We start from the raw sequence: 19,636 nt of genomic DNA on the forward strand, positions 1-19,636 counted from the left end.
CGGCCATGATGGCAGAGCGTAACTTGCTGTCTCAACGAGGTTTTGTTGTCAGAGGAAGGCCAGACAATAAAGGGGGCGATAGCGGGATCGCGCGCGGGGTAATCTTCACTCCATAAACGGTGGAGGGCAGATGATACAGGACGCTTTTGTACGTCAGAGGGCAAAACAACTTTACTGGCAGGGCTACCCGCCAGCGGAGATCGCACGCCTGATGGGAATCAATCAGAACACAATTTACGCCTGGAAGAAACGCGATGAATGGGATGAAACGCCCCCCGTCCAGCGCGTCAGCCAGTCTATGGATGCCCGCCTCATCCAGCTTACGGACAAGAAAGACAAAACCGGGGGAGACTTCAAGGAAATTGACCTGCTGACCCGGCAACTGAAAAAGCTGTCTGACGGACAACCGGCAGGGGCTGGCGCGGGTATAAAACCGCGCAAGCGCAAGCTGAAAAACCACTTCACCGAAGAACAGATCGTCGCGCTGCGGGAGAAAATACTTGATTCCCTTTCGTGGCATCAACGCGGCTGGTATGAGCAACGTCACCACCGAAACCGCATGATACTGAAGTCCCGCCAGATTGGTGCAACCTGGTACTTTGCACGCGAGGCGTTGCTGGATGCGCTGCGTGATGATGTGAAATACCCGTACCAGCGCAACCAGATATTTCTGTCTGCATCTCGCCGTCAGGCTCACCAGTTCAGAGGGTTCATTCAGAAGGTGGCGGAAGAAGTGGATATTGAACTGAAGGGCGGCGACAAAATCGTACTCAGTAACGGCGCAGAGCTGCATTTCCTCGGCACATCCGCTGCAACGGCGCAGTCATATACGGGCAACTTGAAGTTTGACGAATTCTTCTGGGTCAGCAACTTCACCAACCTGCGAAAGGTTGCGGGGGCGATGGCGACGCTAAAAGGGCTGACGCGTACTTATTTTTCCACGCCGTCAGGTGAGACCCACGAGGCTTATCCGTTCTGGACGGGTGATCGCTGGAATGAGAAACGCCCGAAGGCACAGCGCAAAGCGTTTGATGTGGGCTGGAAAACGCTGAACAGCGGGCTGTTATGCCCGGATAAAACCTGGCGTCAGATTGTCACGCTAAAAGACGTTATCGAACACGGCTGGGAGTACACCGACCTTGAAGAGATACGGGACGAAAACAGTGAGGATGAATTCCGCAACCTTTACATGTGCGAGTTCGTTCGCGATGGCGAGTCAGCCTTCAACCTTAACGCCCTGATTGGCTGCGGCGCAGATGGCTACGACGAATGGCCGGACTGGAAACCTTTCGCGTCCAGGCCGATGGGTAATCGCCCGGTATGGATAGGTTATGACGCCAACGGCAGCAGCGGCAACGGTGACAGCGGCGCGATTTGCGTTGTGGTGCCGCCACTGGTACCAGGGGGTAAATTCCGCACGGTGGAAACGGAACAGGTGCGCGGCCTTGAGTTTGAAGAGCAGGCGAAAGTTATCGAAAACTTTACCTTCAAATATAACGTACAGCATGTCGGCATCGACGTGACGGGCGGTAACGGTGAGGCCGTTTACCAGATAGTGAAAAAGTTTTTCCCGATGGCGATGCCCTACACCATGTCAATGACGTCAAAGCGCGCCCTGGTGCTGAAAATGCTACAGCTGATCCGCGCCGGTCGCTGGGAATATGACCGCAGTGAGCGCGCACTGATCAACGCCTTTAACTCTGTTCGCAAAGTAAAGACGCCTGGCGGATTCATCACCTATGACACTGACCGCTCGCGCGGCGTCAGCCACGGTGATTTAGCCTGGGCGAATATGCTCGCCATTATTAATGAACCGCTGGGCCAGGAGAGTGGCAGCGGCGGGTTTGCTATGGAGTTCTGATGAAGAAGCGCACTTACAAAAACAAACACACTGCCAGCAGTGGCAGTGCCGGACAGGCTGATATTTCTGACGCACTCCGAAGCGATCCGGCGCTCAGCGCCTTTACGTTTGACGGGCCATATTCGGTAACAGACGGTTATGATCTGCTGGACAGCATGTGCTGCGTCGATAACGGCCGGTATTTTGAGACGCCAATAGACTGGAAAGGATTAACCCGCGCATTCACCCAATCCCCGCTGCATCAGTCAGCGCTTTACTTCAAACGCAATGTGCTGACCGGGTGCTATATCCCTCATCCGTTACTCTCACGACAGGCATTCTCTGCATTTGCACTGGACTGGTTTGTCTTCGGGAATGCCTATCTTGAACGTCGCTCTAACCTCCTGGGCGCTCCGCTCAGACTCCAGCATGTTCCGGCACTGAACACGCGGCGGGGGAGTGATCTTAATACCTACTGGTTTATCCGGCAGTGGAAAGATGAATACGAGTTCAAAGCGGGACAGGTCTGCCACATCATGAACCCGGATATTCATCAGGAAATCTACGGTATGCCTGAATATATGGGCGCGCTGCTGTCCGCCAGCCTGTCACATTCCGCCGATAAGTTCCGCAAACTCTATTACGACAACGGCTCTCACGCCGGATGTATTCTCTATGTCGGTTCGGAGAAGGTGGATCAGGAAAGCATAAAAGTGGTGCAAAAGACGCTGTCACAGGCCAGAGGGAAAGGCTCCTTCAAAAACGTGCTGATCCACGCGCCGGGCGGCGGCAAAGACGGCGTGCAACTGTTGCCGTTCAGCCAGATATCGGCAAAGGATGAGTTTCTTAACATCAAATCAGCAACGCGCAACGATCTGCGCGACGCTCACCGCATCCCGCCGCAACTGATGGGCGCAATGCCGGAAGGCAACGGAGCGCTCGGTGATGTTGAGAAGGCCGCGCGCGTCTTTGCCATCAACGAAATGTTGCCTGTGATGGAAGCAATGAAGGGCGTCAATGACTGGCTCGGTCAGGAAGTGATCCGCTTTAATCCCTACGCATTACTCAAAGACGAATAACACCACTCACCCGCCGCACATCCTGCGGCGGCACTTCTTCAGTAATTTTCAATACCCGTATGACAGGCCACCACCAGATCACTACTCAGCACGACCTTTAACGCCCCTCACTCAGAACGCATGAGCGCCATTCTGGCAGACGCAAACTGCAATCGACCCCGCTCACACCCAGAAGCATGAAAACACGCATAGAAGGCGGAAAAGGCCGAGGAATGGCAATTAAAGGCACCCCCTCCTGACCCTCCGCCGCGTGGGCTGTTCCCCCGTCACCTGCGCGCGACATTCGCTTCGTTTTTTGTGCATTTGCCGATCCGGGGCCAGCCCGCACCGCCAAAGGGCGGAAGGGGCATAAACAACATCAAAAAAATTGTGCAAATTTGTGCACTATTGTGCAACAGAGAAAGAAGGCCCGGAGGGAAGAAAAACCGCCCTTAAAAAGCAGCTTCTCAGGTCAGTGGGGATTGATGGATAGTCGGCGCAAAACAGCAGCAACATCACCGCTGCTTAATGAACCCATCGCTGCGGATACGGTCAGTTCTTCCAGTTCATTACCTTCATCACGGATATCAATACCATTGCGCTTTAAAAAAGCCATCGCAACGAAAAAGGCGGTTCGCTTATTGCCGTCATTGAAGATATGACCACGCGAAATGGCGACGAGATACATCGCAGCGAGTTCGTGAATATCCTCAACGCCTTCATAGTAAAGCTGGTTCTGAACACGATAAATGATCGCCTCTGCTCTTCCCGGTTCTGGCATCCCCTGAACGCCAGGCAAAGCTGCAAGCAGACGATCGTGAAACGCTATCAACTCCTGAGCGCTGATCCATTTCATCTGTCGGCCAGCGCCTTAATGGTACGACCGTGTCGCCCCATAATTTCGGCAAATTCTGCATCAAGCTTTGCTTCCTGCCACGCATTAAAATCATCGCGGCTGATAAGCACGGCAGCAGAGCCATCGCGGCGGGTTATTTCTACAGGCTCCCCAGCCGTAGCTGCTTCCATTACCTCGGCAATATTTTGCCGGGCCTGAGATGTGGTATAGGTTCGCATATAACCTCCTTTGATGTACTTCTAAAATGTACAACATAAATGTACAACAGACAACGGTGAAAATTGTTACTCAGCATCAACCTCGTTGAGCGCCACCATGATCGCCAACCGTTCAGATGCGGGAAGTGCCGCATATTTCGCGCGCCAGCGCTCAACTTTGCGCTTAATACGGTGCCGATCGTTGTAGTCTTTCCCGGCAAATGCATGAGAATACGCACGCCCCTCCGGGTAGCTCATCCAGATTTTTTCTGTTCGCACACCGCCGCGCGTCATGGCCTGAAATTCTTTACTGCGCCAGCCCGCTAACGTTTCGTCATAGAGCCGCGACGGATAGCCAGACAAAATCACGCTGACGTTTTCTGGCAGGCTTATGAGGCAGGCTAACAGGCGTTCATGATCGACTACGGTATATTCATGACGGTAGCGAGCGCGACTGGTGCGCGTTTCTGGCAGATAGGGAGGATCGGAATAAACCAGCACTCGGCCATGTTGATTAAAGTCTTCTCTTTCCAGAAATCCTACAGCATCACCGTGATATAGATGCAATCGAGGCGGAGTTTCCCCCATTTGCTGACCAGCGATCCCGAGTTATTTTAAAAGCATTTTCATCCACATCAATTCCAATCGTCCTGGCTGCAAGTGGCTTGTGAAACATTACTGCGCCACTGCCCAAGTGCGTTTCAATGTAGGTATCATGCGGGGGCATTTCAGCAATAATCTTCTGATAAACCCCGCTCGCCGCCTTACTTCCCAGATAGCTCATACTCTTTCGTCCTCAGCTGGTACCGTCATTTTTAACCACCTGCAGCACTGTTAAAAATGACGGTTCTCGATGTACGGCCAACACTGCCGGAAATGGCTGTATTTGCCGGAATCCGGTATCACACTGTCAAAGCCGAGCATGCCGATCGGCATCCTACTTCCGCCCCGAAAACGCAGCCTTCATCCTGCTCACGAGGTCGTTTGTCTTTTTCTTCGCCGCCATCACCTGCGACGGCATTTTTTCCGACGCGGCGCGGTTGCGTGATACCAGCCGCCCGTCCTGCACGGTCATAACAAGATCACCGCACGCTACTGACGCACCGGCCATCATCGATCTGACCATTCCGGCGCTGGCATCAATCCCACGCAGCGCCAGCAGTTCACTGATCTGCTGTTTTTTCACGGATAGCCCGGCCCCCCCTTCCCGTTCCGGTGGCCGTTTTTTACGCTTACTTCGCACATCGTCACTAAGCCGCTGCGCCAGTTCTCGCTTTTCCTGCCGTGAAAGCGCATCAAAATTCACCGTCACGCCCTCCGCTGGCACAGTCATTCCTGACTGTCCTGTAGCTTCGCTGGCGGCATGTTCAACACCGTCAGCACTTGCCGCGGGATCCCGCGTACAGTTATTGACAGAACTCCAAGGGGCGGCGCTGCCGCCTGAAAAACCAACGTCAATGACCACGCCGTCAACGCTCTGGTGCTTTGGCACAATTATGTATTGAGTGGTGCGGGTGAATATCAACGATTCGCTGCCCGTCATCGGGCAGTAAATACCGGTAATTCTCTGGACGTCATCGCCGTAGGCATTGCCGTTTTCGGTGGTTTCATAGTTCAGACGGATACGCACATTATCGCGCTCAACCAACGGGCCTCCCTGGGCTAACACGTAGTTATCCCATTCTCCTGCATCAGCAGCCTGCCGTGCGGTTTCCAGTTCAGGGTGTAACACCAGTTCACGATCGCCCAGGCGGCGAAGTTCGCGGTATACCGTGACCGGCGCACCGCCGATCTGCTGAAACTGACGAATAGACCAGCGCGACGCCCACGCGCTAACACGGAGTGACATTTCTTTCAGGTCTTCCCCGGTCTCATCGTCCTTCTCGCCATCCAGCGCGAAGCCGTCGATATTCTTCGAAATGTATTTCGCTATGTAGCCGGTTGCACTGCCGTGGGCATCGTCGATCGGAACAACCTGAAAGCGGTTTTCCTGCGCTCCCGGTTCGTTACCATCTTCTTTCAGGGCATAGGTACGGAAGATTTCGCGCGCCTGCTCGACGCATTCCGGGCGCATAAAAAGAAGTAAATGCCAGTGTGGCGTTGCATCGTGGTGCGGTTCGACCACGCGGAAACCAAAGACGCGGATCCCTTTTCTCTTCCACGCTGCACGGGTTCTCGCCCAGACCATGCAAAGATATTGCTGCGTTTCGCGCGGTGACGCGCCACAGTATTTATGATTGCGGCACCCGTTATGCTGCATGGAGTGGTAACGGGAAGGCGCTGTCAGTGTGTAAAAGTCACCGGCCAGCCCTTCCAACTTCGCCAGATCCTCAAATCCGCGCATTCTCGTCATGAGTTCGCGGCGACGGTTGGCCGGATTGGCAACACTACCGGCGACTTTATCGATCAGTGAAATGCGCTCGCCCGTGTCCTGGTCTTCCAGCTCCATAGCCTTAAGGTATTCACGGTTAGCCTTTTTCTGGGCCAACCATGCCGTAAGGCACGGGGCGCTACTGTATGGGGAGGATTTTTTCTGTACGTATCCCGTTGCAATCATCAAATGCTCACGCCAACGGGCATGGATACGGCGCAGGCGGTTTAACCACCACTGTGGTGACTCAAGACGAAGAACCGCGCGTAACGCGTCCTCCGCTTCCAGTTCTTCATTGCAATACGCTGTCCAACTGGGGATCGGCGTTTTCAGATGCACCGCCAGCGACGCAATACGTCCATAGCCAGAAAGCGCCGCGAACTCAGGATCGCCAGTGCGCGCAAGCTGGTGATCGGACTCGCGTATAAACTCGCTCGTAAAGATATCGGCAAGCGTATAAGCCAGTCTTTTTAACTCTTTCTTCCCTGCCCAGAGCATACGGAAAAGCTGATCGCGGATTGTCAGAAGGATGCCAGGCATCACGCTATCAGGCTGGTAAACGCTATTCACGCTATCAATACGCGTTAATACATGGCGCTCAAAGGTGTTAATCAGCCAGTGATCTGCCGCTTTGCGGTCTTTCGCGTCCAGCGCGTCCAGCTTCGCGGCAAAGTGGCGGCGGATATACTGCGGAAGAGAAGCGAGGCGGCGGCGCAACAGCTTGCTTCGCTCCGGCTTTTCGTTCTCTTCGTACAGATTGGCGATATCAATATGCTTGCGGGTGCCGTCCGGCGTGAGATAGTCGAAACCATCCAGCCCCGGCGCTACATTAACACCAATCGGCTGGTATGGTTTGTTCCCTCCATAAGCGTAAGGGATAGCATTGTCAGTGCTACCCGGATACGGTGGAGGTGGAGAAGGGGCCTGGCGTCCACAAGCGTCTAAAGTCACTCGCAGACCCCGGCATAAACGCTATTACATACTGATGGCTCTTCAATGCCAGCGAACAAATCAAACTGATTTCCACCACGCGTTGTTAGTGCCCAATCGCGATAAGTTTCAATTCCGTGGGATTCAACGGAAATAAATTCTATTCGCCGCTCTGACTTACGGGGGTCATTGGTAGAAGGGAAAAATGTTGAATTACCTCGACGTGAGCATGCAGCAACCAACCGCTCCCAACTGGCGACACGCGCAATTTCTTCGGGCCAGCGTGTAAATATTTGTGCTAACTCGGCTTTATTGACGTTGATGCATGGCATACAACCAACGCGCCCACACCCCTGCTGATAAAGTGGATTGGGCTTTATGCCGTGGCGTTTAGCCATCGAAAAAACATCGTCATGCGTCCAGTTAAGCAACGGGCGATAAATATTTAACCTTGGCCCGATATCAAACCCCCACTCCCATTCAGCCAATTTAGCGCGTGCTGGTGACTCTTGAGCGCGTACGCCTTGCCAGCTCACAACCTCCTTACCCGCGGCAATTAACGGATCCACAACCTGCAATTTGATGGGCAGATGTTTTAATTCAGTTGTGCAGAATCGGCGGCGCGTAGATGGAAAGCGCCCCTTCCACATGCACAGGTCTAAGAATGGATTGCCAGTTGGTTTGAGCGTGTCCAAGGCGCGGGCAATAGTTTCGGCGGCTTGCTCAGCAGATAGCCCACATTCAGCAACTAATTTTGTCGGCCATTTTTCCGCAATGAACTTCCGCTTACCTTCAATCAGTCGGGTGAAGTCAGCTTTCACACGCTGGATTGCCCCCAACTTGCCCTCCAGGTAGTCGAGATACTCCATAGTTTGCGTATGTTCGTGACCAGTATCAGCAATAACTGCCAACGGCTTTAAACCGGCCTCTAACGCTAACAACCATTGTGCTAGGGAATCTTTGCCACCAGAAATAGAAACAACATTTACGATATTGTCAGCAAAACACCGACGATCGATGCGTTTAACCTCTTCGTCAAAATTCATCATCAACCTCAAATATTAACAATCCAAAAATCATGAAGCTTCCAGCGATCACTGATGCGATAGATCACTGCATGTAGCGTCGAATCCATTGATTCGCATGAAGGATCTACAGCTATCCAAGCGGGGTTAGTGAGCTGTTCCATTCTCATTTTCCCTTTGTCTTTTTAAGTGCAGCATCAAACTTTTCGGCGTCCATCCAGACAATGAATGCTGTCCGGCTGATTTTTCCGATAACGTCAGCAGGGGAAATTTCACGGGTAAAAAATGTAACTTTGGCTTCACCATTTTTATTCATGGATATGCCGTCCATACACTGATGAAGCCGTTGAACGGTCACATTTTCCAAACCAACCGTTTCTAAAAATTCAATTAAGCTCGCCATCAGAAACCCCCTTGATCATCAAAAACACCCGCCGCAACCATCGCGTTGTAAGTCGCATCACCCATCACAGCGACACAATCAGGGCAATCACCGCCGTAACGCCCGCAGCAATCGCAGACAGGCAGCACGCCGATCACTTCTTTAGCCTTTTGGCGGTTGTCTTTGTCGGTACTGACGGAACGTTGCACACTGATTTCGTGCATCTTGAAGGGCTGATAAATCGCGCGGGTGGCTTCGGTGTCGCTGTTGGAAATGACAACCTGCGCGCCATAATTGCGATTCACTTCCAGCAGATCCGCCGCTAACTGACGGTGATGGCTCTCTGTGAATGGCTCGGTGTGGTATTGGGTGAAATTGGCGGTTTCGCTGGCTGGCAGGTACGGCGGATCGCAATAGATGGCTTCATCCGTTCCAACCATCACTTTGAGGGTGTTCTGAAACGAGCTGCACAGAAAAATAGCTTTGGTGTCGTTAGCCTTCTCAGCAAACTGGCGGATCTCCGCCTCCGGGAAGTAAGGCGAGCTTTTGTGCTGACCAAACGGCACGTTATAACCACTGCTCTGGTTGTAACGCACTACACCGTTGTAGCCGTGGCGGTTGAGGTAGAGAAACAGAGCAGCGCGGGCCACATCAAGCAAGCCTTTTGTGCCGTTGAAAATGCGGCGGTTTTGTAAGTATTCCTCTTTGGAATTGCCGGTCGCAAAGAGCGGTCGCGCAAGATCGATCACCAGCTCTGGATTGCTTTTGACCTCACGATAAAGGCGGATCAGATCTGGGTTGATATCCGCAAGGATATAGCGGCGATAATCGGTATTGAGGAACACGGAAGCGCCGCCAACAAAAGGCTCAACGAGGCAACCAGCCTTTGGTAAATGCGGCAGTAATTCAGGCATCACGCGGCTTTTGCCACCGGGCCATTTGAGTAGTGATCGAATCATCTTGCTTTCTCCTTGGTGCAGGAAGCCCGGCGCGATGATGCGCCTGACTACTGGTTAATCATTCAGTGGTTAATTGATTGCGCCATCCGGCGCGGGTGGTGGTGGTTCGCGTAACGCCTGAATTTCAAGTCGCGGCGCAGCATGCTCGGGAAACTCCCACGGCATCGCCGAAGCCAGCTCGGCAAGGCGCTTAATGCCCAACATCAGGCTCACTTTGTCCTGAGAGCTGAACTGTTCGAAAGGCATGGTGAGATGGGAATGAGTCAGCGACGGCAGATCTTTAAACCGCTGCGCGGCTTCGTTTGCCAGCAGGATGATCGCTTTTTTCTGAGTCTCGCCCAGACGGTTGAAACGCCTCGCCGTGTCATTGGTACGGAAAACTGAAATGCTCGACTGCAAACGCGCGCGCTGCTGTAGGAACATCTGACGCCCGGATACTGGTTTTTCTTGTCCGATACTCATAATCCTATCCCCCATCACTACCACTTATCAGGCGCACTACTCGCAAGCAATGCCTCGGATAAGTGCCGGGTTTTAGCCATGTCCGGCGCATGGTTTTGTGGTAATTTCGTTATGCCGCCTTCCAGCAAGAAGCAAGCGGCATAACTACCCACCAACAAAAGGAAATAAAAAATTGGAAGATGAAAAAATTATTAAACTCCTGAGTTCCGTCATTGAAGCCCTGGAATCCGTAGATGCCAGACCAGCTAATAACAATGGGGTATCGGAAACTATTCGCGATCTGGCGAATAAGATTCATCATGTCGCGTATGAGAAATACCCTCATACTGGCGGCGCTTGGGAGTGTTAATCACTTGTTCCAGCCTCCGATAGCATTACGGAGGCTTTTACATAATTCTGGGGTTAATTCAATGCTTATGGCTACCGGGTTTTTTATACACAGAGTCTTATTTTTATCGGCTGAAGAATGCTGACCAATATCAGACTGCTTGTAGTGGCGGGGTATATCACCTTCATGTACGCGTACAATAACCCCCTGAATTTCGTTAATTGTTTCAGCATCCACTTCATCAGAACACGCTGCGAGAAAGCATAAATGGTTGAGGCTATGTTTTAAAAGATCAAGAGAGTAAGCATCAGGTCGTGTCCCGCACTTGTTATCTGTATGGAAGAGTTTAAGTACTTTATTAATTCTAGCTTCGTATTCTTCTTTCATTTTTATCTCCGTGATTTTAAGTTTGCTTTCTCGCGTGCTATTGGTGACTGAATGCGCCATCACTTAACGAAGTGACGGCAGGTAGAAAAAGATTTTCTGTTACTTAATGACTACAGTAGCTTTTTAAGAAAACCTGCCAAGGTATTAAATAAACCTTTGTTTATCTTCTTCGTATAAACAAAAGGCTTACTCATACCTTTAATGAACCGTACCTTATTTGGCTCTGGCTTAAAGAAACGCCCATCAGGGCATTCTATCCAGCCGCGAGTATTGCGGTAGTGCGTAACCTGACAGCCTTGTTTAAGCAGACTGGCAAGTGATGGATCGTTACTTTTCATATCGCATACCTGTTACGATTGCCTGCGTGCCTTGCGTTCTACTTCTTCACGGCGGGCTTTAAATTTAGAGAACGCTTTTAATTTCTGCTGTCTGACTTTTTCACACCGCTGCCTGATTAGAAACTGAATTAAATTAACAATCAGCACAGCAAAAATAAAAATGCCGACAATCATTTCAATTTTCATAACTTTTTACACCCTTCAGCCTTTCAATTGTTCGCATTGCTTCAGCTATGGTAAAATCACGGCCATAATAATTATCGACACCGCCTTTATCGTCCCATTTGTTAATTAAATAACTATCTCTCTTAATAAAATTTCTTGGCGACCTACGGATAGTGAATCCAGCCGTATGCACATAAACGTTTTTGCCGACCTGAACCAGCCCAGGAATGCTACCTGCATGTGATCCGTGCTTTGAATAGCGCTTTTTCATTTTAATACTCCATTATGCGCATCGGCTAATTGTTGCATGTTCTAAGCTAAATCTTGGGTTAATGGTCATGCTGCGGCTCTTCCTGCTTGTCGTTTTGACGGCTTGGAATGGTGCAAGCGGTCTTTCCAACCGTGCCATTCATCCGGTGCGTTCTCGACCAACTGGTCGGCATATTTATCCCACTCGCCACGGTGAACCCACAATTCTGCGTGGCCGCCTGGATTGAGTGGATCGGTCATGTAAAACGCTGGGATCTTCCCAGCTTTTGCCATTGAGGCGATCGCTATTGGCGTCTTACCCACGTACATGGCAAAACCTTCCTTTGAGAGTAGGTTGGACGGATCTTCCGATAGCTTGACTTCGGCGCGCTTACGCTCGATCTTAGCTTTCTCGTCTCCAGTATCGGACGCGGTTTCAGCTTTAAGCTCGATCTCTTCGGTGTTAGTGACATCTTGCATTTGATATTCTCCAACTTGGTTCGACATCTCCAACTAGCACCACTTAGCCTTGGTTGGGTCTGATGTTGAGTTTAATATAGTTTATAAAATATGAGATATTAAACAATATGTCAAATATTCAATCAGAAAAACTCAAGCTCATTCGAGACTCAGAGCGTATGAAAACGAAAGAAATTGCTGATTTAGTTGGGATTAATTATCCGAGCTATCACGGCTATGAGTCTGGCAAATCTAAAATGCCATTGGAGGCGGGGATTAAGTTGTTTAAGCATCCCCGGTTTAGGAAATATCGGGATTGGTTCATGTTTGATGAGGTCGATACGGAGGCTGGCCAAATTGTGCCGGCCCTCGCACACATTGGGCAAGAATCAACAAAATCGTCCCAATCCGAAAAGAAAACTGGCTAACACCCGGTGCGTTCTCGACCAACTGGTCGGCATATTTATCCCACTCTCCACGGTGAACCCACAATTCTGCGTGGCCGCCTGGATTAAGTGGATCGGTCATGTAAAACGCTGGGATCTTCCCAGCTTTTGCCATTGAGGCGATCGCTATTGGCGTCTTACCCACGTACATGGCAAAACCTTCTTTTGAGAGTAGGTTGGACGGATATTCCGATAGCTTGACCTCGGCGCGCTTATGCTCGACCTTAGCTTTTTCGTCTCCAGTATCGGACGCGGTTTTAGCTTTAAGCTCGATCTCTTCGGTGTTAGTCATATCTTGCATTTGATAATCTCCGATATGGTGTGCTTCTAACTGGCACCATCTGGAACTAGCTAGCAGCTTAGCTAGTTAAAACAATATGTATAAAGTAGGTGAGTTCACATACCATGTCAACTAACGTAGGTCGAAAAATTCAACTCATGCGGAAGTCAGAAATGCTGACTCAAAAACAAATGGCTGATATCACAGGTGTTTCTATCGCATCACTCACCCAGTATGAGCAAGGGAGGAATGTCCCTAGTTTAGAGTCGATCGTGAAGATTTTTAAGCATCCCAGATTTCGCAAGTATCATGACTGGTTCTTGTTTGATGAGACCGAGCTTAAAGCTGGCCAAGTGGTGCCGGCCCTCGCACACATTGGGCAAGAATCAACAAAATCGTCCCAATCCGAAAAGAAAACTGGCTAACACCCGGTGCGTTCTCGACCAACTGGTCGGCATATTTATCCCACTCTCCACGGTGAACCCACAATTCTGCGTGGCCGCCTGGATTGAGTGGATCGGTCATGTAAAACGCTGGGATCTTCCCAGCTTTTGCCATTGAGGCGATCGCTATTGGCGTCTTACCCACGTACATGGCAAAACCTTCCTTTGAGAGTAGGTTGGACGGATCTTCCGATAACTTGACCTCGGCGCGCTTACGCTCGACCTTAGCTTTCTCGTCTCCAGTATTGGACGCGGTTTCAGCTTTAAGCTCGATCTCTTCGGTGTTAGTGACATCTTGCATTTGATATTCTCCGCTGTGGTTCCCTGCATCCATCTAGCACCAATTGGCACTAGTTAGATGCTGCGGGGAGTTTCTATATACGATAAAAATAAGAGGGTTCTAATTAAATGTCAATAATTCAGAGTGAAAAACTCAAGCTCATTCGTGAATCTGAGAGGCTGCGAGTTAAGGAGGTGGCTGACATGATCGGTGTTAATTACGTTACTTATCATGGGTATGAGTCAGGGAAAGCAAAGATGTCACTTGAATCTGCAAAAAAGTTTCTAAAGCACCCGCGATTTCGCAAATACCGTGACTGGTTCTTATTTGATGAGGTTAATACAGAGGCTGGCCAAATTGTGCCAGCCCTCGCACACATTGGGCAAGAATCAACAAAATCGTCCCACTCCGAAAAGAAAACTGGCTAACGCTTTACAAGCTATACATTTTCACGATTTGTTATCAAGACGATGATTTTGTCGGAGGGCTGTCTTATGTCGATTAAGAAGCTCGATGATGGTCGTTATGAAGTGGACATAAGGCCCCGTGGTTCTGAGGGAAGAAGGATCCGGCGCAAGTTCAACACCAAGGGCGAGGCGCAAATCTTTGAGCGCCATATCTTGGTTAGCCATCACAACAAGGAATGGCTGGATAAACCAGCTGACCGGCGAAAACTTACGGAGTTGCTAGGTCGCTGGTGGGTATTCCACGGAAAAAGCCATAGCCGTGGCGAGAAGGAGCGGGAGAGGTTGACGAATATTATCGGCAATTTGGCGGAAATGGGCGTAACGCGAGCTGACCAACTGACGCGTAAAGCCATCATGGACTATCGCGTGATGATGCTTGACCGCGACCTGAAACCGTCAAGCGTGAATCGGCAGTGTGCGATTATGAGCGGCATGTTTACCAAGCTGATCAACGCCGAAGAATATCTGAACCCAAACCCGTTCCATGAGGTGAAAGCTTTCAAGGAGGCTCAAACCGATATGGCTTTCCTGTCAGCCGACGAAGTCGAGCTGTTACTATCGTGTCTGGACGGGGACGACTTAAAGGCCGTCATGCTATGCCTTGCAACCGGTGGTCGTTGGAATGAAGTCGCCAACCTGAAGGGGGAGCATGTGATAGGTGGAAAGGTGATCTTTATGAAGACGAAAAATGGCAAGCGCCGCGCGGTTCCCATCGATTCTGATCTGGAAGCGGACGTGAAAACTAAAGCAACGGGTCGTCTTTTTTACCCAAACTACATGAACGCCCGCGCGGTTCTCAAAGACATTAAGCCCGACCTTCCCAACGGCCAGGCGCTCCATGTGTTGCGGCATACGTTCGCAACGCACTTCATGATGAATGGAGGGAACATAATCACCTTGCAACGTATCCTCGGACACGCCACGATCCAACAAACGATGGTCTATGCGCATTTTGCCCCAGAGTTTTTACAGGACGCAATCCGGTTCAATCCATTGGTTGGAGTGTCCATAAAGTGTCCATCGAATGGCACCAAATAGCACTTTTTGGCACCATCTGAAAATTGTAAGTGATTGATAAAGCTAGAGCAACCCGGTTACTGCTGGGGTGCTCTAGCGACTGAGAAGTCGCCTTTTTTATGTTCGTTTTTCGGGCGGCGGTACTAACTAAGACGTAAAGACCAGACGAGGAGAAGCAGTAATGAAAGGCTATCAGCGCCAATTTATCGAGTTCGCGCTTAACAAGCAGGTATTGAAATTCGGTGAATTCACCTTGAAATCCGGCCGGATCAGCCCGTATTTCTTTAACGCTGGCCTGTTTAATACCGGGCGTGATCTCGCGTTATTAGGGCGCTTTTATGCCGAAGCGCTGATGGATTCTGGCATGGATTTCGATCTGCTGTTTGGCCCAGCCTACAAAGGCATTCCGATCGCCACCACCACGGCGGTGGCACTAGCGGAGCATCACGAGCGCGACGTGCCTTACTGCTTCAATCGTAAGGAAGCCAAAACCCATGGCGAAGGCGGTAACTTGGTAGGTAGCGCGCTGCATGGCCGCGTGCTGCTGGTGGATGATGTGATTACCGCTGGCACTGCGATCCGTGAATCGATGGAGATCATTGGTGCTAGCGGTGCCACACTGGCCGGTGTGCTGATTGCTCTTGACCGTCAGGAACATGGTCGTGGCGATATTTCCGCTATTCAGGAAGTTGAACGCGACTATCACTGCGAGGTGATCGCGATCGTGACGCTGAAGGATTTGATTACTTATCTGGAAGAAAAACCTGAAATGGCGGATCACCTAGCGGCGGTGCGTACCTATCGCGAACAGTTCGGGGTTTGAGTAACAGTGCCAGGCGGGTAGCCTGGCGTCATGTTTATTGCAGTTGCGCCGCTAACAGCGGCCAGCGGATATCGAATTCCTGCGTTGGGCGGTAGCGGAACTCAGAACGCACATAGCGCGACAGCATACCTTCGCAGCATGCCAGCAGTTGGCTGGCCAGCAGCGTTTCATCGACGTTAAAGCTTTTGCCTACTCGTAGCTTGCGTTCTTTCAATACTTGGCGCAGTTGCGCCTCAATGCGTTCGAATAGCTGATTGATGCGGCCTTGCAGACGATCCTGTTCAAACATTAGCGCGTGGCCGGTCATGATACGCGTCAATCCTGGGTTGCGTTCCGCAAAACCCAGAACCAGCAGCAGGATCAGGCGCAGGCGGTTAAACGTCTCTTTCTCGTCTTGCAAAATTAAGTTGATGCGTGTTGTCAGGCTGTCTTCAATAAATTCGATCAGGCTGTCAAACATCCGAGTCTTGCTGGGAAAATGCCGGTACAGTGCCGCTTCAGAGACCCCCACATTCGCAGCAAGCTTGGCGGTGGTGATACGCTGGCTACCGTCGCTGGATTCCAACATCTGGGCTAACGCCTGCAATATTTCCTCGCGCCGATTCCTTTTGGTATTTTCTTTTTCTGCCATGTCTGATTAGACCCTTACTAAAACTGCTCAACTGACGGAAACCCGCACATTGGCTGCAAAGATAACTCTATACAGCTTATGTGATAGCTTTTTTACGGTGCTGGGGGTCTGCGGCCTTGACGACCTTGGTTCTCCGTGCTGCTGTAATCATTGCCGAACAACTCTTACCCTAGCGCTGTTCCGGCAAGATTTTAGGCGACATTTCCTTGTCGGCCATCGTTTTTCGCACCGTGCTTAGTGGCGGCCAGAGTGACCAAAGCCGCCAGTACCGCGTTCGCTGCCGTCGAACTCTTCCACCAGGTTGAACTCAGCCTGCACCACCGGCACAAAGACCATCTGCGCAATACGCTCACCCGGTTCAATGATGAAGGGGGCCTGACCGCGATTCCAAACGGAGATCATCAACTGCCCCTGATAATCGGAGTCGATCAGGCCAACCAGGTTGCCCAACACCACGCCGTGCTTATGGCCGAGGCCGGATCGTGGCAATATCACCGCTGCCAAGTTGGCATCAGCGATATGAATCGCCAAACCGGTAGGTAGCAGCGTAGTTTCACCGGGCATCAGCTCTACCGCGCCGTCCAGGCAGGCACGCAGATCTAGCCCGGCGGAACCCGGAGTAGCGTAGGTCGGTAGCGGGAAATCCTGACCAATACGCGGGTCAAGGATCTTAACGTCGATTTTTTTCATCATAACGGCTGAGTATCTCGTCGATTAAACATTGACCAAGGCGTGTTTTGTCACTCAGCGCCAGGCGCTTTTCTCCACCCTGCCAAAAAAGGTGCAGCGCATTGGTGTTACTGTCGAACCCATGCTCTGCAAGCGATACATCATTAGCACAAATTAAATCCAGCTTCTTATACACCAGTTTTTGTTGCGCATATTCTTCCATATTCTGGGTTTCGGCGGCAAATCCTACGACAAAAGGGCGGTTTTCAGTCATTGCTGCCACACCGGCGACGATGTCGGGGTTTTTTACCATCTTGAGGACGAGTTCATCACCTTGTTTTTTGATTTTTTCATCGGCGATCTGCTCAGCACGATAATCGGCGACAGCAGCACAAGCAATGAAAATGTTCTGCTGAGCGGCGCGCTGTTGCACCGCCTGTTCCATCTCCAGTGCGCTAGTGACGTCCACACGGGTAACCCACGGTGGCGTTGGCAAGCTGACTGGCCCGGTAATCAACGTGACCTGCGCACCACGGGCAGCAGCAGCGCGGGCAATAGCAAAGCCCATTTTTCCAGAGCTGTGGTTGCTGATGAAACGCACCGGATCCAGCGCTTCACGCGTGGGGCCAGCGGTGATCATAACTTGTAAATGTTGCAAATCCTGCGGTGTGGAAAAATAGCCGTTCGCCAGATCGACGATTTCTTGTGGGTTCAGCATACGGCCCGGGCCGACATCGCCGCAGGCTTGCCTACCGTTATCTGGGCCCCAGAGCAGCATACCGCGCGCTTGTAGCGTTTGCAGGTTGGCTTGGGTGGTGGCGGCGTGGTACATCTGCTGATTCATGGCGGGAACGGCGGCAATGGGTGCTTTGGTGGCCAGACAGACGGTAGTCAGCAGATCATTGGCCATGCCGGCGGTAATGCGCGCCAGCAGGTCAGCGGTCGCTGGTGCCAAAATTATCAGGTCAGCCCATTTGCCCAACTCAATATGGCCCATGGCGGCTTCAGCGGTAGGCTCCAGCAGATCGTCGGAAACCGGGTAGCCGGACACAGCCTGTAACGTCAGCGGCGTGATGAACGCCTTGGCCGCGTCGGTCATTGCCACCCGCACCTCCGCGCCTCCGTCGCGCAGGCGGCGCACCAGCTCAGGGCATTTATACGCAGCGATACCGCCACTGATGCCAAGCACAATATGTTTGCCGGAAAGTCCCGTTATCATGATGGTCCGATTGAAAGCCAAAATATGCGCCATTTTAGCATAACTGCCGGGCAGGTGAGCGCTTCCGCGATGGCTGTTGTCCGTTACATTGCACTTTACACAGTACTTCACAATGTTATCAAACACCTGTCGAATGCGGCAGCCGGCGTATGGCATGCTGTGGCGCTTTCGGGGAGGAAGAGATGGGCAGTCAGGCAAGCACAATGTGGCCGGGAGCGATGCCACCACGGGAGAAATTGTTGAATCATGGCGCAGCGGCTTTGTCCGATGTCGAACTGCTGGCTATTTTTCTACGCACCGGGCTACCCGGCCTGCATGTTATACAGCTGGCAGAGCAACTGCTGCGACAATTCGGTTCTTTGTATCATCTGATGTCGGCTGATCACCAGGTATTTTGTAGCCAGAAAGGATTGGGGAATGCCAGCTATGCCCAGTTGCAGGCTATTTCGGAACTGGCATTTCGTTTCTTTTCCAGCCATTTGGCGCAAGAGAACGCCATGTTAAACCCGCGCATTACGCAGCATTACCTACAAAGTTTATTAGCGCATCACGAGCGAGAGGTGTTTCTGGTACTGTTTTTAGATAATCAACACCGGGTTATTCGCCATCAAGAGATGTTTGCTGGTACTATCAGCAGCGTCGTCGTTCATCCGAGAGAAATTGTACGCGCAGCGTTGAAGGCGAATGCGGCCGCCATCATTCTGGCGCATAATCATCCCTCGGGTAAAGCCGAACCCAGTCATGCCGACCGTGTGATAACCGAGCAAGTCATTAATGCCTGCCTGTTATTGGAGATCCGAGTGCTTGATCATTTGGTGATTGGTCGGGGTGAATGCGTTTCTTTTGCCGAGCGCGGATGGCTTTAAGCGATTTTTCGCGATCCTTGTGAGATCTTTAGCTGTTCGGGACTTGAGCACTTACGCTTCAAAGCGTATACTACGCCACCTTTGAGAATCTTGGGTTTGGCGTAAGGGTCTATCTCAGCAGGTTTCTGGCCTGATGACGAGAGTCTCCTCAGTATGAAGTTTGCTGAGATAGGCTTTAAAAGCCTGACGAGGCGGCCAATACCCTACACGAAGCTCGAGCTGATTTGATTTTTGGAGAATAGACATGTCCCGAGTCTGCCAAGTTACTGGCAAGCGCCCGGTGAGTGGTAACAACCGCTCCCACGCAATGAACGCGACCAAACGCCGTTTTCTGCCTAACCTGCACTCACACCGTTTTTGGGTTGAGGCTGAGAAGCGCTTTGTAACTCTGCGTGTATCTGCTAAAGGTATGCGTGTTATCGATAAAAAGGGTATTGAGACGGTCTTGGCCGATCTGCGTGCCCGTGGTGAGAAGTATTAAGGAACTGC

27 protein-coding genes and 1 pseudogene are annotated in these 19,636 nt (G+C 51.3%); 10 read left to right on the forward strand and 18 right to left on the reverse strand.

What is annotated here, in order from left to right; genetic code table 11:
• Positions 1-130 precede the first annotated feature (130 nt).
• The gene (locus SYMBAF_RS00290) at positions 131-1,861 is read left to right on the forward strand and encodes a terminase large subunit domain-containing protein (protein ID WP_040264569.1); all 1,731 of its coding nucleotides are present in this window, start codon (positions 131-133) and stop codon (positions 1,859-1,861) included.
• A complete protein-coding gene (locus SYMBAF_RS00295; protein WP_040264568.1) occupies positions 1,861-2,919 on the forward strand; it encodes a phage portal protein in 1,059 nt (352 codons plus the stop codon). The genes SYMBAF_RS00290 and SYMBAF_RS00295 overlap by 1 nt, the downstream gene beginning before the upstream one ends.
• 451 nt (positions 2,920-3,370) lie before the next feature.
• Here SYMBAF_RS00295 and SYMBAF_RS00300 read toward each other — a convergent pair whose 3' ends face one another.
• From SYMBAF_RS00300 to SYMBAF_RS00335, 8 genes and pseudogenes are all read right to left on the reverse strand, one after another.
• The gene (locus SYMBAF_RS00300) at positions 3,371-3,754 is read right to left on the reverse strand and encodes a type II toxin-antitoxin system death-on-curing family toxin (RefSeq protein ID WP_040264567.1); all 384 of its coding nucleotides are present in this window, start codon (positions 3,752-3,754) and stop codon (positions 3,371-3,373) included.
• Positions 3,751-3,972, reverse strand: a complete 222-nt coding sequence (locus tag SYMBAF_RS00305) for a type II toxin-antitoxin system Phd/YefM family antitoxin (protein WP_006117881.1) — start codon at positions 3,970-3,972, stop codon at positions 3,751-3,753. The genes SYMBAF_RS00300 and SYMBAF_RS00305 overlap by 4 nt, the downstream gene beginning before the upstream one ends.
• A 66-nt stretch (positions 3,973-4,038) precedes the next feature.
• Positions 4,039-4,735 (reverse strand): annotated as a pseudogene (locus SYMBAF_RS00310) (DNA adenine methylase).
• Positions 4,736-4,888: 153 nt separating this feature from the next.
• Entirely contained in the window at positions 4,889-7,273 is a 2,385-nt protein-coding gene (locus SYMBAF_RS00315; RefSeq protein WP_040264566.1) for a replication endonuclease, read from the reverse strand.
• Positions 7,270-8,301, reverse strand: coding sequence for a phosphoadenosine phosphosulfate reductase domain-containing protein (locus SYMBAF_RS00320; RefSeq protein ID WP_237162908.1), 1,032 nt, complete (start codon positions 8,299-8,301; stop codon positions 7,270-7,272). The genes SYMBAF_RS00315 and SYMBAF_RS00320 overlap by 4 nt, the downstream gene beginning before the upstream one ends.
• A gap of 142 nt (positions 8,302-8,443) precedes the next feature.
• Entirely contained in the window at positions 8,444-8,680 is a 237-nt protein-coding gene (locus SYMBAF_RS00325) for a hypothetical protein (protein ID WP_040264565.1), read from the reverse strand.
• Positions 8,680-9,618 carry a DNA adenine methylase gene (locus tag SYMBAF_RS00330; protein ID WP_040264564.1) on the reverse strand — a complete coding sequence of 313 codons (939 nt, stop codon included), beginning with the start codon at positions 9,616-9,618 and terminating at the stop codon, positions 8,680-8,682. Before SYMBAF_RS00330 ends, SYMBAF_RS00325 begins: the two co-directional genes overlap by 1 nt.
• Before the next feature lie 69 nt (positions 9,619-9,687).
• Positions 9,688-10,080, reverse strand: a complete 393-nt coding sequence (locus SYMBAF_RS00335) for a hypothetical protein (RefSeq protein ID WP_040264563.1) — start codon at positions 10,078-10,080, stop codon at positions 9,688-9,690.
• Between the two features lie 172 nt (positions 10,081-10,252).
• Here SYMBAF_RS00335 and SYMBAF_RS00340 point away from each other — a divergent pair, with 172 nt between their 5' ends.
• Positions 10,253-10,429 (forward strand): hypothetical protein, encoded by a 177-nt coding sequence (locus SYMBAF_RS00340; RefSeq protein WP_160289784.1) that lies wholly within the window; start codon positions 10,253-10,255, stop codon positions 10,427-10,429.
• On the opposite strand, the gene SYMBAF_RS00345 is transcribed toward SYMBAF_RS00340, so the two are convergent.
• From SYMBAF_RS00345 to SYMBAF_RS00365, 5 genes are all read right to left on the reverse strand, one after another.
• The gene (locus SYMBAF_RS00345) at positions 10,430-10,795 is read right to left on the reverse strand and encodes a hypothetical protein (protein WP_152609071.1); all 366 of its coding nucleotides are present in this window, start codon (positions 10,793-10,795) and stop codon (positions 10,430-10,432) included.
• 110 nt (positions 10,796-10,905) lie between these two features.
• A complete protein-coding gene (locus tag SYMBAF_RS00350; protein ID WP_040264560.1) occupies positions 10,906-11,133 on the reverse strand; it encodes a phage filamentation protein Fil family protein in 228 nt (75 codons plus the stop codon).
• Between the two features lie 12 nt (positions 11,134-11,145).
• On the reverse strand, positions 11,146-11,319 hold the full coding sequence (locus SYMBAF_RS00355) for a hypothetical protein (protein WP_162835903.1): 174 nt from the start codon (positions 11,317-11,319) through the stop codon (positions 11,146-11,148).
• Complete coding sequence (locus SYMBAF_RS00360; RefSeq protein WP_052447685.1) at positions 11,309-11,569, reverse strand: DUF4761 family protein; 261 nt, start codon at positions 11,567-11,569, stop codon at positions 11,309-11,311. Before SYMBAF_RS00360 ends, SYMBAF_RS00355 begins: the two co-directional genes overlap by 11 nt.
• A gap of 65 nt (positions 11,570-11,634) precedes the next feature.
• On the reverse strand, positions 11,635-12,027 hold the full coding sequence (locus SYMBAF_RS00365; RefSeq protein ID WP_173424337.1) for a Cox family DNA-binding protein: 393 nt from the start codon (positions 12,025-12,027) through the stop codon (positions 11,635-11,637).
• Between the two features lie 107 nt (positions 12,028-12,134).
• Here SYMBAF_RS00365 and SYMBAF_RS17415 point away from each other — a divergent pair, with 107 nt between their 5' ends.
• The gene (locus SYMBAF_RS17415; RefSeq protein ID WP_082026881.1) at positions 12,135-12,434 is read left to right on the forward strand and encodes a helix-turn-helix domain-containing protein; all 300 of its coding nucleotides are present in this window, start codon (positions 12,135-12,137) and stop codon (positions 12,432-12,434) included.
• On the opposite strand, the gene SYMBAF_RS00370 is transcribed toward SYMBAF_RS17415, so the two are convergent.
• The gene (locus tag SYMBAF_RS00370; protein ID WP_173424339.1) at positions 12,328-12,744 is read right to left on the reverse strand and encodes a Cox family DNA-binding protein; all 417 of its coding nucleotides are present in this window, start codon (positions 12,742-12,744) and stop codon (positions 12,328-12,330) included. The genes SYMBAF_RS17415 and SYMBAF_RS00370 overlap by 107 nt on opposite strands.
• A gap of 113 nt (positions 12,745-12,857) precedes the next feature.
• On the opposite strand from SYMBAF_RS00370, the gene SYMBAF_RS00375 reads away from it, so the two are divergent.
• Complete coding sequence (locus SYMBAF_RS00375; RefSeq protein ID WP_082026880.1) at positions 12,858-13,157, forward strand: helix-turn-helix domain-containing protein; 300 nt, start codon at positions 12,858-12,860, stop codon at positions 13,155-13,157.
• Here SYMBAF_RS00375 and SYMBAF_RS00380 read toward each other — a convergent pair.
• On the reverse strand, positions 13,072-13,476 hold the full coding sequence (locus SYMBAF_RS00380) for a Cox family DNA-binding protein (protein WP_152609070.1): 405 nt from the start codon (positions 13,474-13,476) through the stop codon (positions 13,072-13,074). The two genes, SYMBAF_RS00375 and SYMBAF_RS00380, sit on opposite strands and share 86 nt — an antisense overlap.
• A gap of 107 nt (positions 13,477-13,583) precedes the next feature.
• Between SYMBAF_RS00380 and SYMBAF_RS00385 the strand changes: the two genes are divergently transcribed.
• The 3 genes from SYMBAF_RS00385 (at position 13,584) to pyrE (ending at position 15,762) form a co-directional block, all read left to right on the forward strand.
• Complete coding sequence (locus SYMBAF_RS00385; protein WP_040264559.1) at positions 13,584-13,883, forward strand: helix-turn-helix transcriptional regulator; 300 nt, start codon at positions 13,584-13,586, stop codon at positions 13,881-13,883.
• Positions 13,884-13,949: 66 nt separating this feature from the next.
• A complete protein-coding gene (locus tag SYMBAF_RS00390) occupies positions 13,950-14,960 on the forward strand; it encodes a phage integrase (RefSeq protein ID WP_040264558.1) in 1,011 nt (336 codons plus the stop codon).
• Between the two features lie 160 nt (positions 14,961-15,120).
• Complete coding sequence (gene pyrE, locus SYMBAF_RS00395) at positions 15,121-15,762, forward strand: orotate phosphoribosyltransferase (protein WP_040264557.1); 642 nt, start codon at positions 15,121-15,123, stop codon at positions 15,760-15,762.
• A gap of 34 nt (positions 15,763-15,796) precedes the next feature.
• Here the strand turns inward: pyrE and slmA are convergent, their stop codons facing one another.
• The 3 genes from slmA to coaBC form a co-directional block, all read right to left on the reverse strand.
• A complete protein-coding gene (gene slmA, locus SYMBAF_RS00400) occupies positions 15,797-16,393 on the reverse strand; it encodes a nucleoid occlusion factor SlmA (RefSeq protein ID WP_040264556.1) in 597 nt (198 codons plus the stop codon).
• Between the two features lie 234 nt (positions 16,394-16,627).
• On the reverse strand, positions 16,628-17,086 hold the full coding sequence (gene dut / locus SYMBAF_RS00405; RefSeq protein ID WP_006709065.1) for a dUTP diphosphatase: 459 nt from the start codon (positions 17,084-17,086) through the stop codon (positions 16,628-16,630).
• Positions 17,064-18,281 (reverse strand): bifunctional phosphopantothenoylcysteine decarboxylase/phosphopantothenate--cysteine ligase CoaBC, encoded by a 1,218-nt coding sequence (gene coaBC / locus SYMBAF_RS00410; protein WP_040264626.1) that lies wholly within the window; start codon positions 18,279-18,281, stop codon positions 17,064-17,066. The genes dut and coaBC overlap by 23 nt, the downstream gene beginning before the upstream one ends.
• A 182-nt stretch (positions 18,282-18,463) precedes the next feature.
• Between coaBC and radC the strand changes: the two genes are divergently transcribed.
• Positions 18,464-19,147, forward strand: a complete 684-nt coding sequence (radC, locus tag SYMBAF_RS00415; RefSeq protein WP_040264555.1) for a RadC family protein — start codon at positions 18,464-18,466, stop codon at positions 19,145-19,147.
• A gap of 244 nt (positions 19,148-19,391) precedes the next feature.
• On the forward strand, positions 19,392-19,628 hold the full coding sequence (gene rpmB, locus SYMBAF_RS00420; protein ID WP_004931195.1) for a 50S ribosomal protein L28: 237 nt from the start codon (positions 19,392-19,394) through the stop codon (positions 19,626-19,628).
• Positions 19,629-19,636 lie beyond the last annotated feature (8 nt).

Source organism: Serratia symbiotica, from assembly GCF_000821185.2.
In the GTDB taxonomy this organism is placed as follows: domain Bacteria; phylum Pseudomonadota; class Gammaproteobacteria; order Enterobacterales; family Enterobacteriaceae; genus Serratia; species Serratia symbiotica.

Coding starts and splice junctions, on each gene's coding strand:
- SYMBAF_RS00360 (WP_052447685.1), bottom strand. CDS start 11,569: ATGAAAAAGCGCTATTCAAAGCACGGATCACATGCAGGTAGCATTCCT.
- slmA (WP_040264556.1), bottom strand. CDS start 16,393: ATGGCAGAAAAAGAAAATACCAAAAGGAATCGGCGCGAGGAAATATTG.
- SYMBAF_RS00295 (WP_040264568.1), top strand. CDS start 1,861: ATGAAGAAGCGCACTTACAAAAACAAACACACTGCCAGCAGTGGCAGT.
- dut (WP_006709065.1), bottom strand. CDS start 17,086: ATGATGAAAAAAATCGACGTTAAGATCCTTGACCCGCGTATTGGTCAG.
- SYMBAF_RS00300 (WP_040264567.1), bottom strand. CDS start 3,754: ATGAAATGGATCAGCGCTCAGGAGTTGATAGCGTTTCACGATCGTCTG.
- coaBC (WP_040264626.1), bottom strand. CDS start 18,281: ATGATAACGGGACTTTCCGGCAAACATATTGTGCTTGGCATCAGTGGC.
- SYMBAF_RS00305 (WP_006117881.1), bottom strand. CDS start 3,972: ATGCGAACCTATACCACATCTCAGGCCCGGCAAAATATTGCCGAGGTA.
- SYMBAF_RS00365 (WP_173424337.1), bottom strand. CDS start 12,027: ATGCAAGATGTCACTAACACCGAAGAGATCGAGCTTAAAGCTGAAACC.
- SYMBAF_RS00320 (WP_237162908.1), bottom strand. CDS start 8,301: ATGATGAATTTTGACGAAGAGGTTAAACGCATCGATCGTCGGTGTTTT.
- SYMBAF_RS00330 (WP_040264564.1), bottom strand. CDS start 9,618: ATGATTCGATCACTACTCAAATGGCCCGGTGGCAAAAGCCGCGTGATG.
- SYMBAF_RS00335 (WP_040264563.1), bottom strand. CDS start 10,080: ATGAGTATCGGACAAGAAAAACCAGTATCCGGGCGTCAGATGTTCCTA.
- pyrE (WP_040264557.1), top strand. CDS start 15,121: ATGAAAGGCTATCAGCGCCAATTTATCGAGTTCGCGCTTAACAAGCAG.
- SYMBAF_RS00355 (WP_162835903.1), bottom strand. CDS start 11,319: ATGAAAATTGAAATGATTGTCGGCATTTTTATTTTTGCTGTGCTGATT.
- SYMBAF_RS00375 (WP_082026880.1), top strand. CDS start 12,858: ATGTCAACTAACGTAGGTCGAAAAATTCAACTCATGCGGAAGTCAGAA.
- SYMBAF_RS00350 (WP_040264560.1), bottom strand. CDS start 11,133: ATGAAAAGTAACGATCCATCACTTGCCAGTCTGCTTAAACAAGGCTGT.
- SYMBAF_RS00325 (WP_040264565.1), bottom strand. CDS start 8,680: ATGGCGAGCTTAATTGAATTTTTAGAAACGGTTGGTTTGGAAAATGTG.
- SYMBAF_RS00290 (WP_040264569.1), top strand. CDS start 131: ATGATACAGGACGCTTTTGTACGTCAGAGGGCAAAACAACTTTACTGG.
- SYMBAF_RS00380 (WP_152609070.1), bottom strand. CDS start 13,476: ATGCAAGATGTCACTAACACCGAAGAGATCGAGCTTAAAGCTGAAACC.
- SYMBAF_RS00345 (WP_152609071.1), bottom strand. CDS start 10,795: ATGAAAGAAGAATACGAAGCTAGAATTAATAAAGTACTTAAACTCTTC.
- SYMBAF_RS00385 (WP_040264559.1), top strand. CDS start 13,584: ATGTCAATAATTCAGAGTGAAAAACTCAAGCTCATTCGTGAATCTGAG.
- radC (WP_040264555.1), top strand. CDS start 18,464: ATGGGCAGTCAGGCAAGCACAATGTGGCCGGGAGCGATGCCACCACGG.
- SYMBAF_RS00370 (WP_173424339.1), bottom strand. CDS start 12,744: ATGACTAACACCGAAGAGATCGAGCTTAAAGCTAAAACCGCGTCCGAT.
- rpmB (WP_004931195.1), top strand. CDS start 19,392: ATGTCCCGAGTCTGCCAAGTTACTGGCAAGCGCCCGGTGAGTGGTAAC.
- SYMBAF_RS17415 (WP_082026881.1), top strand. CDS start 12,135: ATGTCAAATATTCAATCAGAAAAACTCAAGCTCATTCGAGACTCAGAG.
- SYMBAF_RS00390 (WP_040264558.1), top strand. CDS start 13,950: ATGTCGATTAAGAAGCTCGATGATGGTCGTTATGAAGTGGACATAAGG.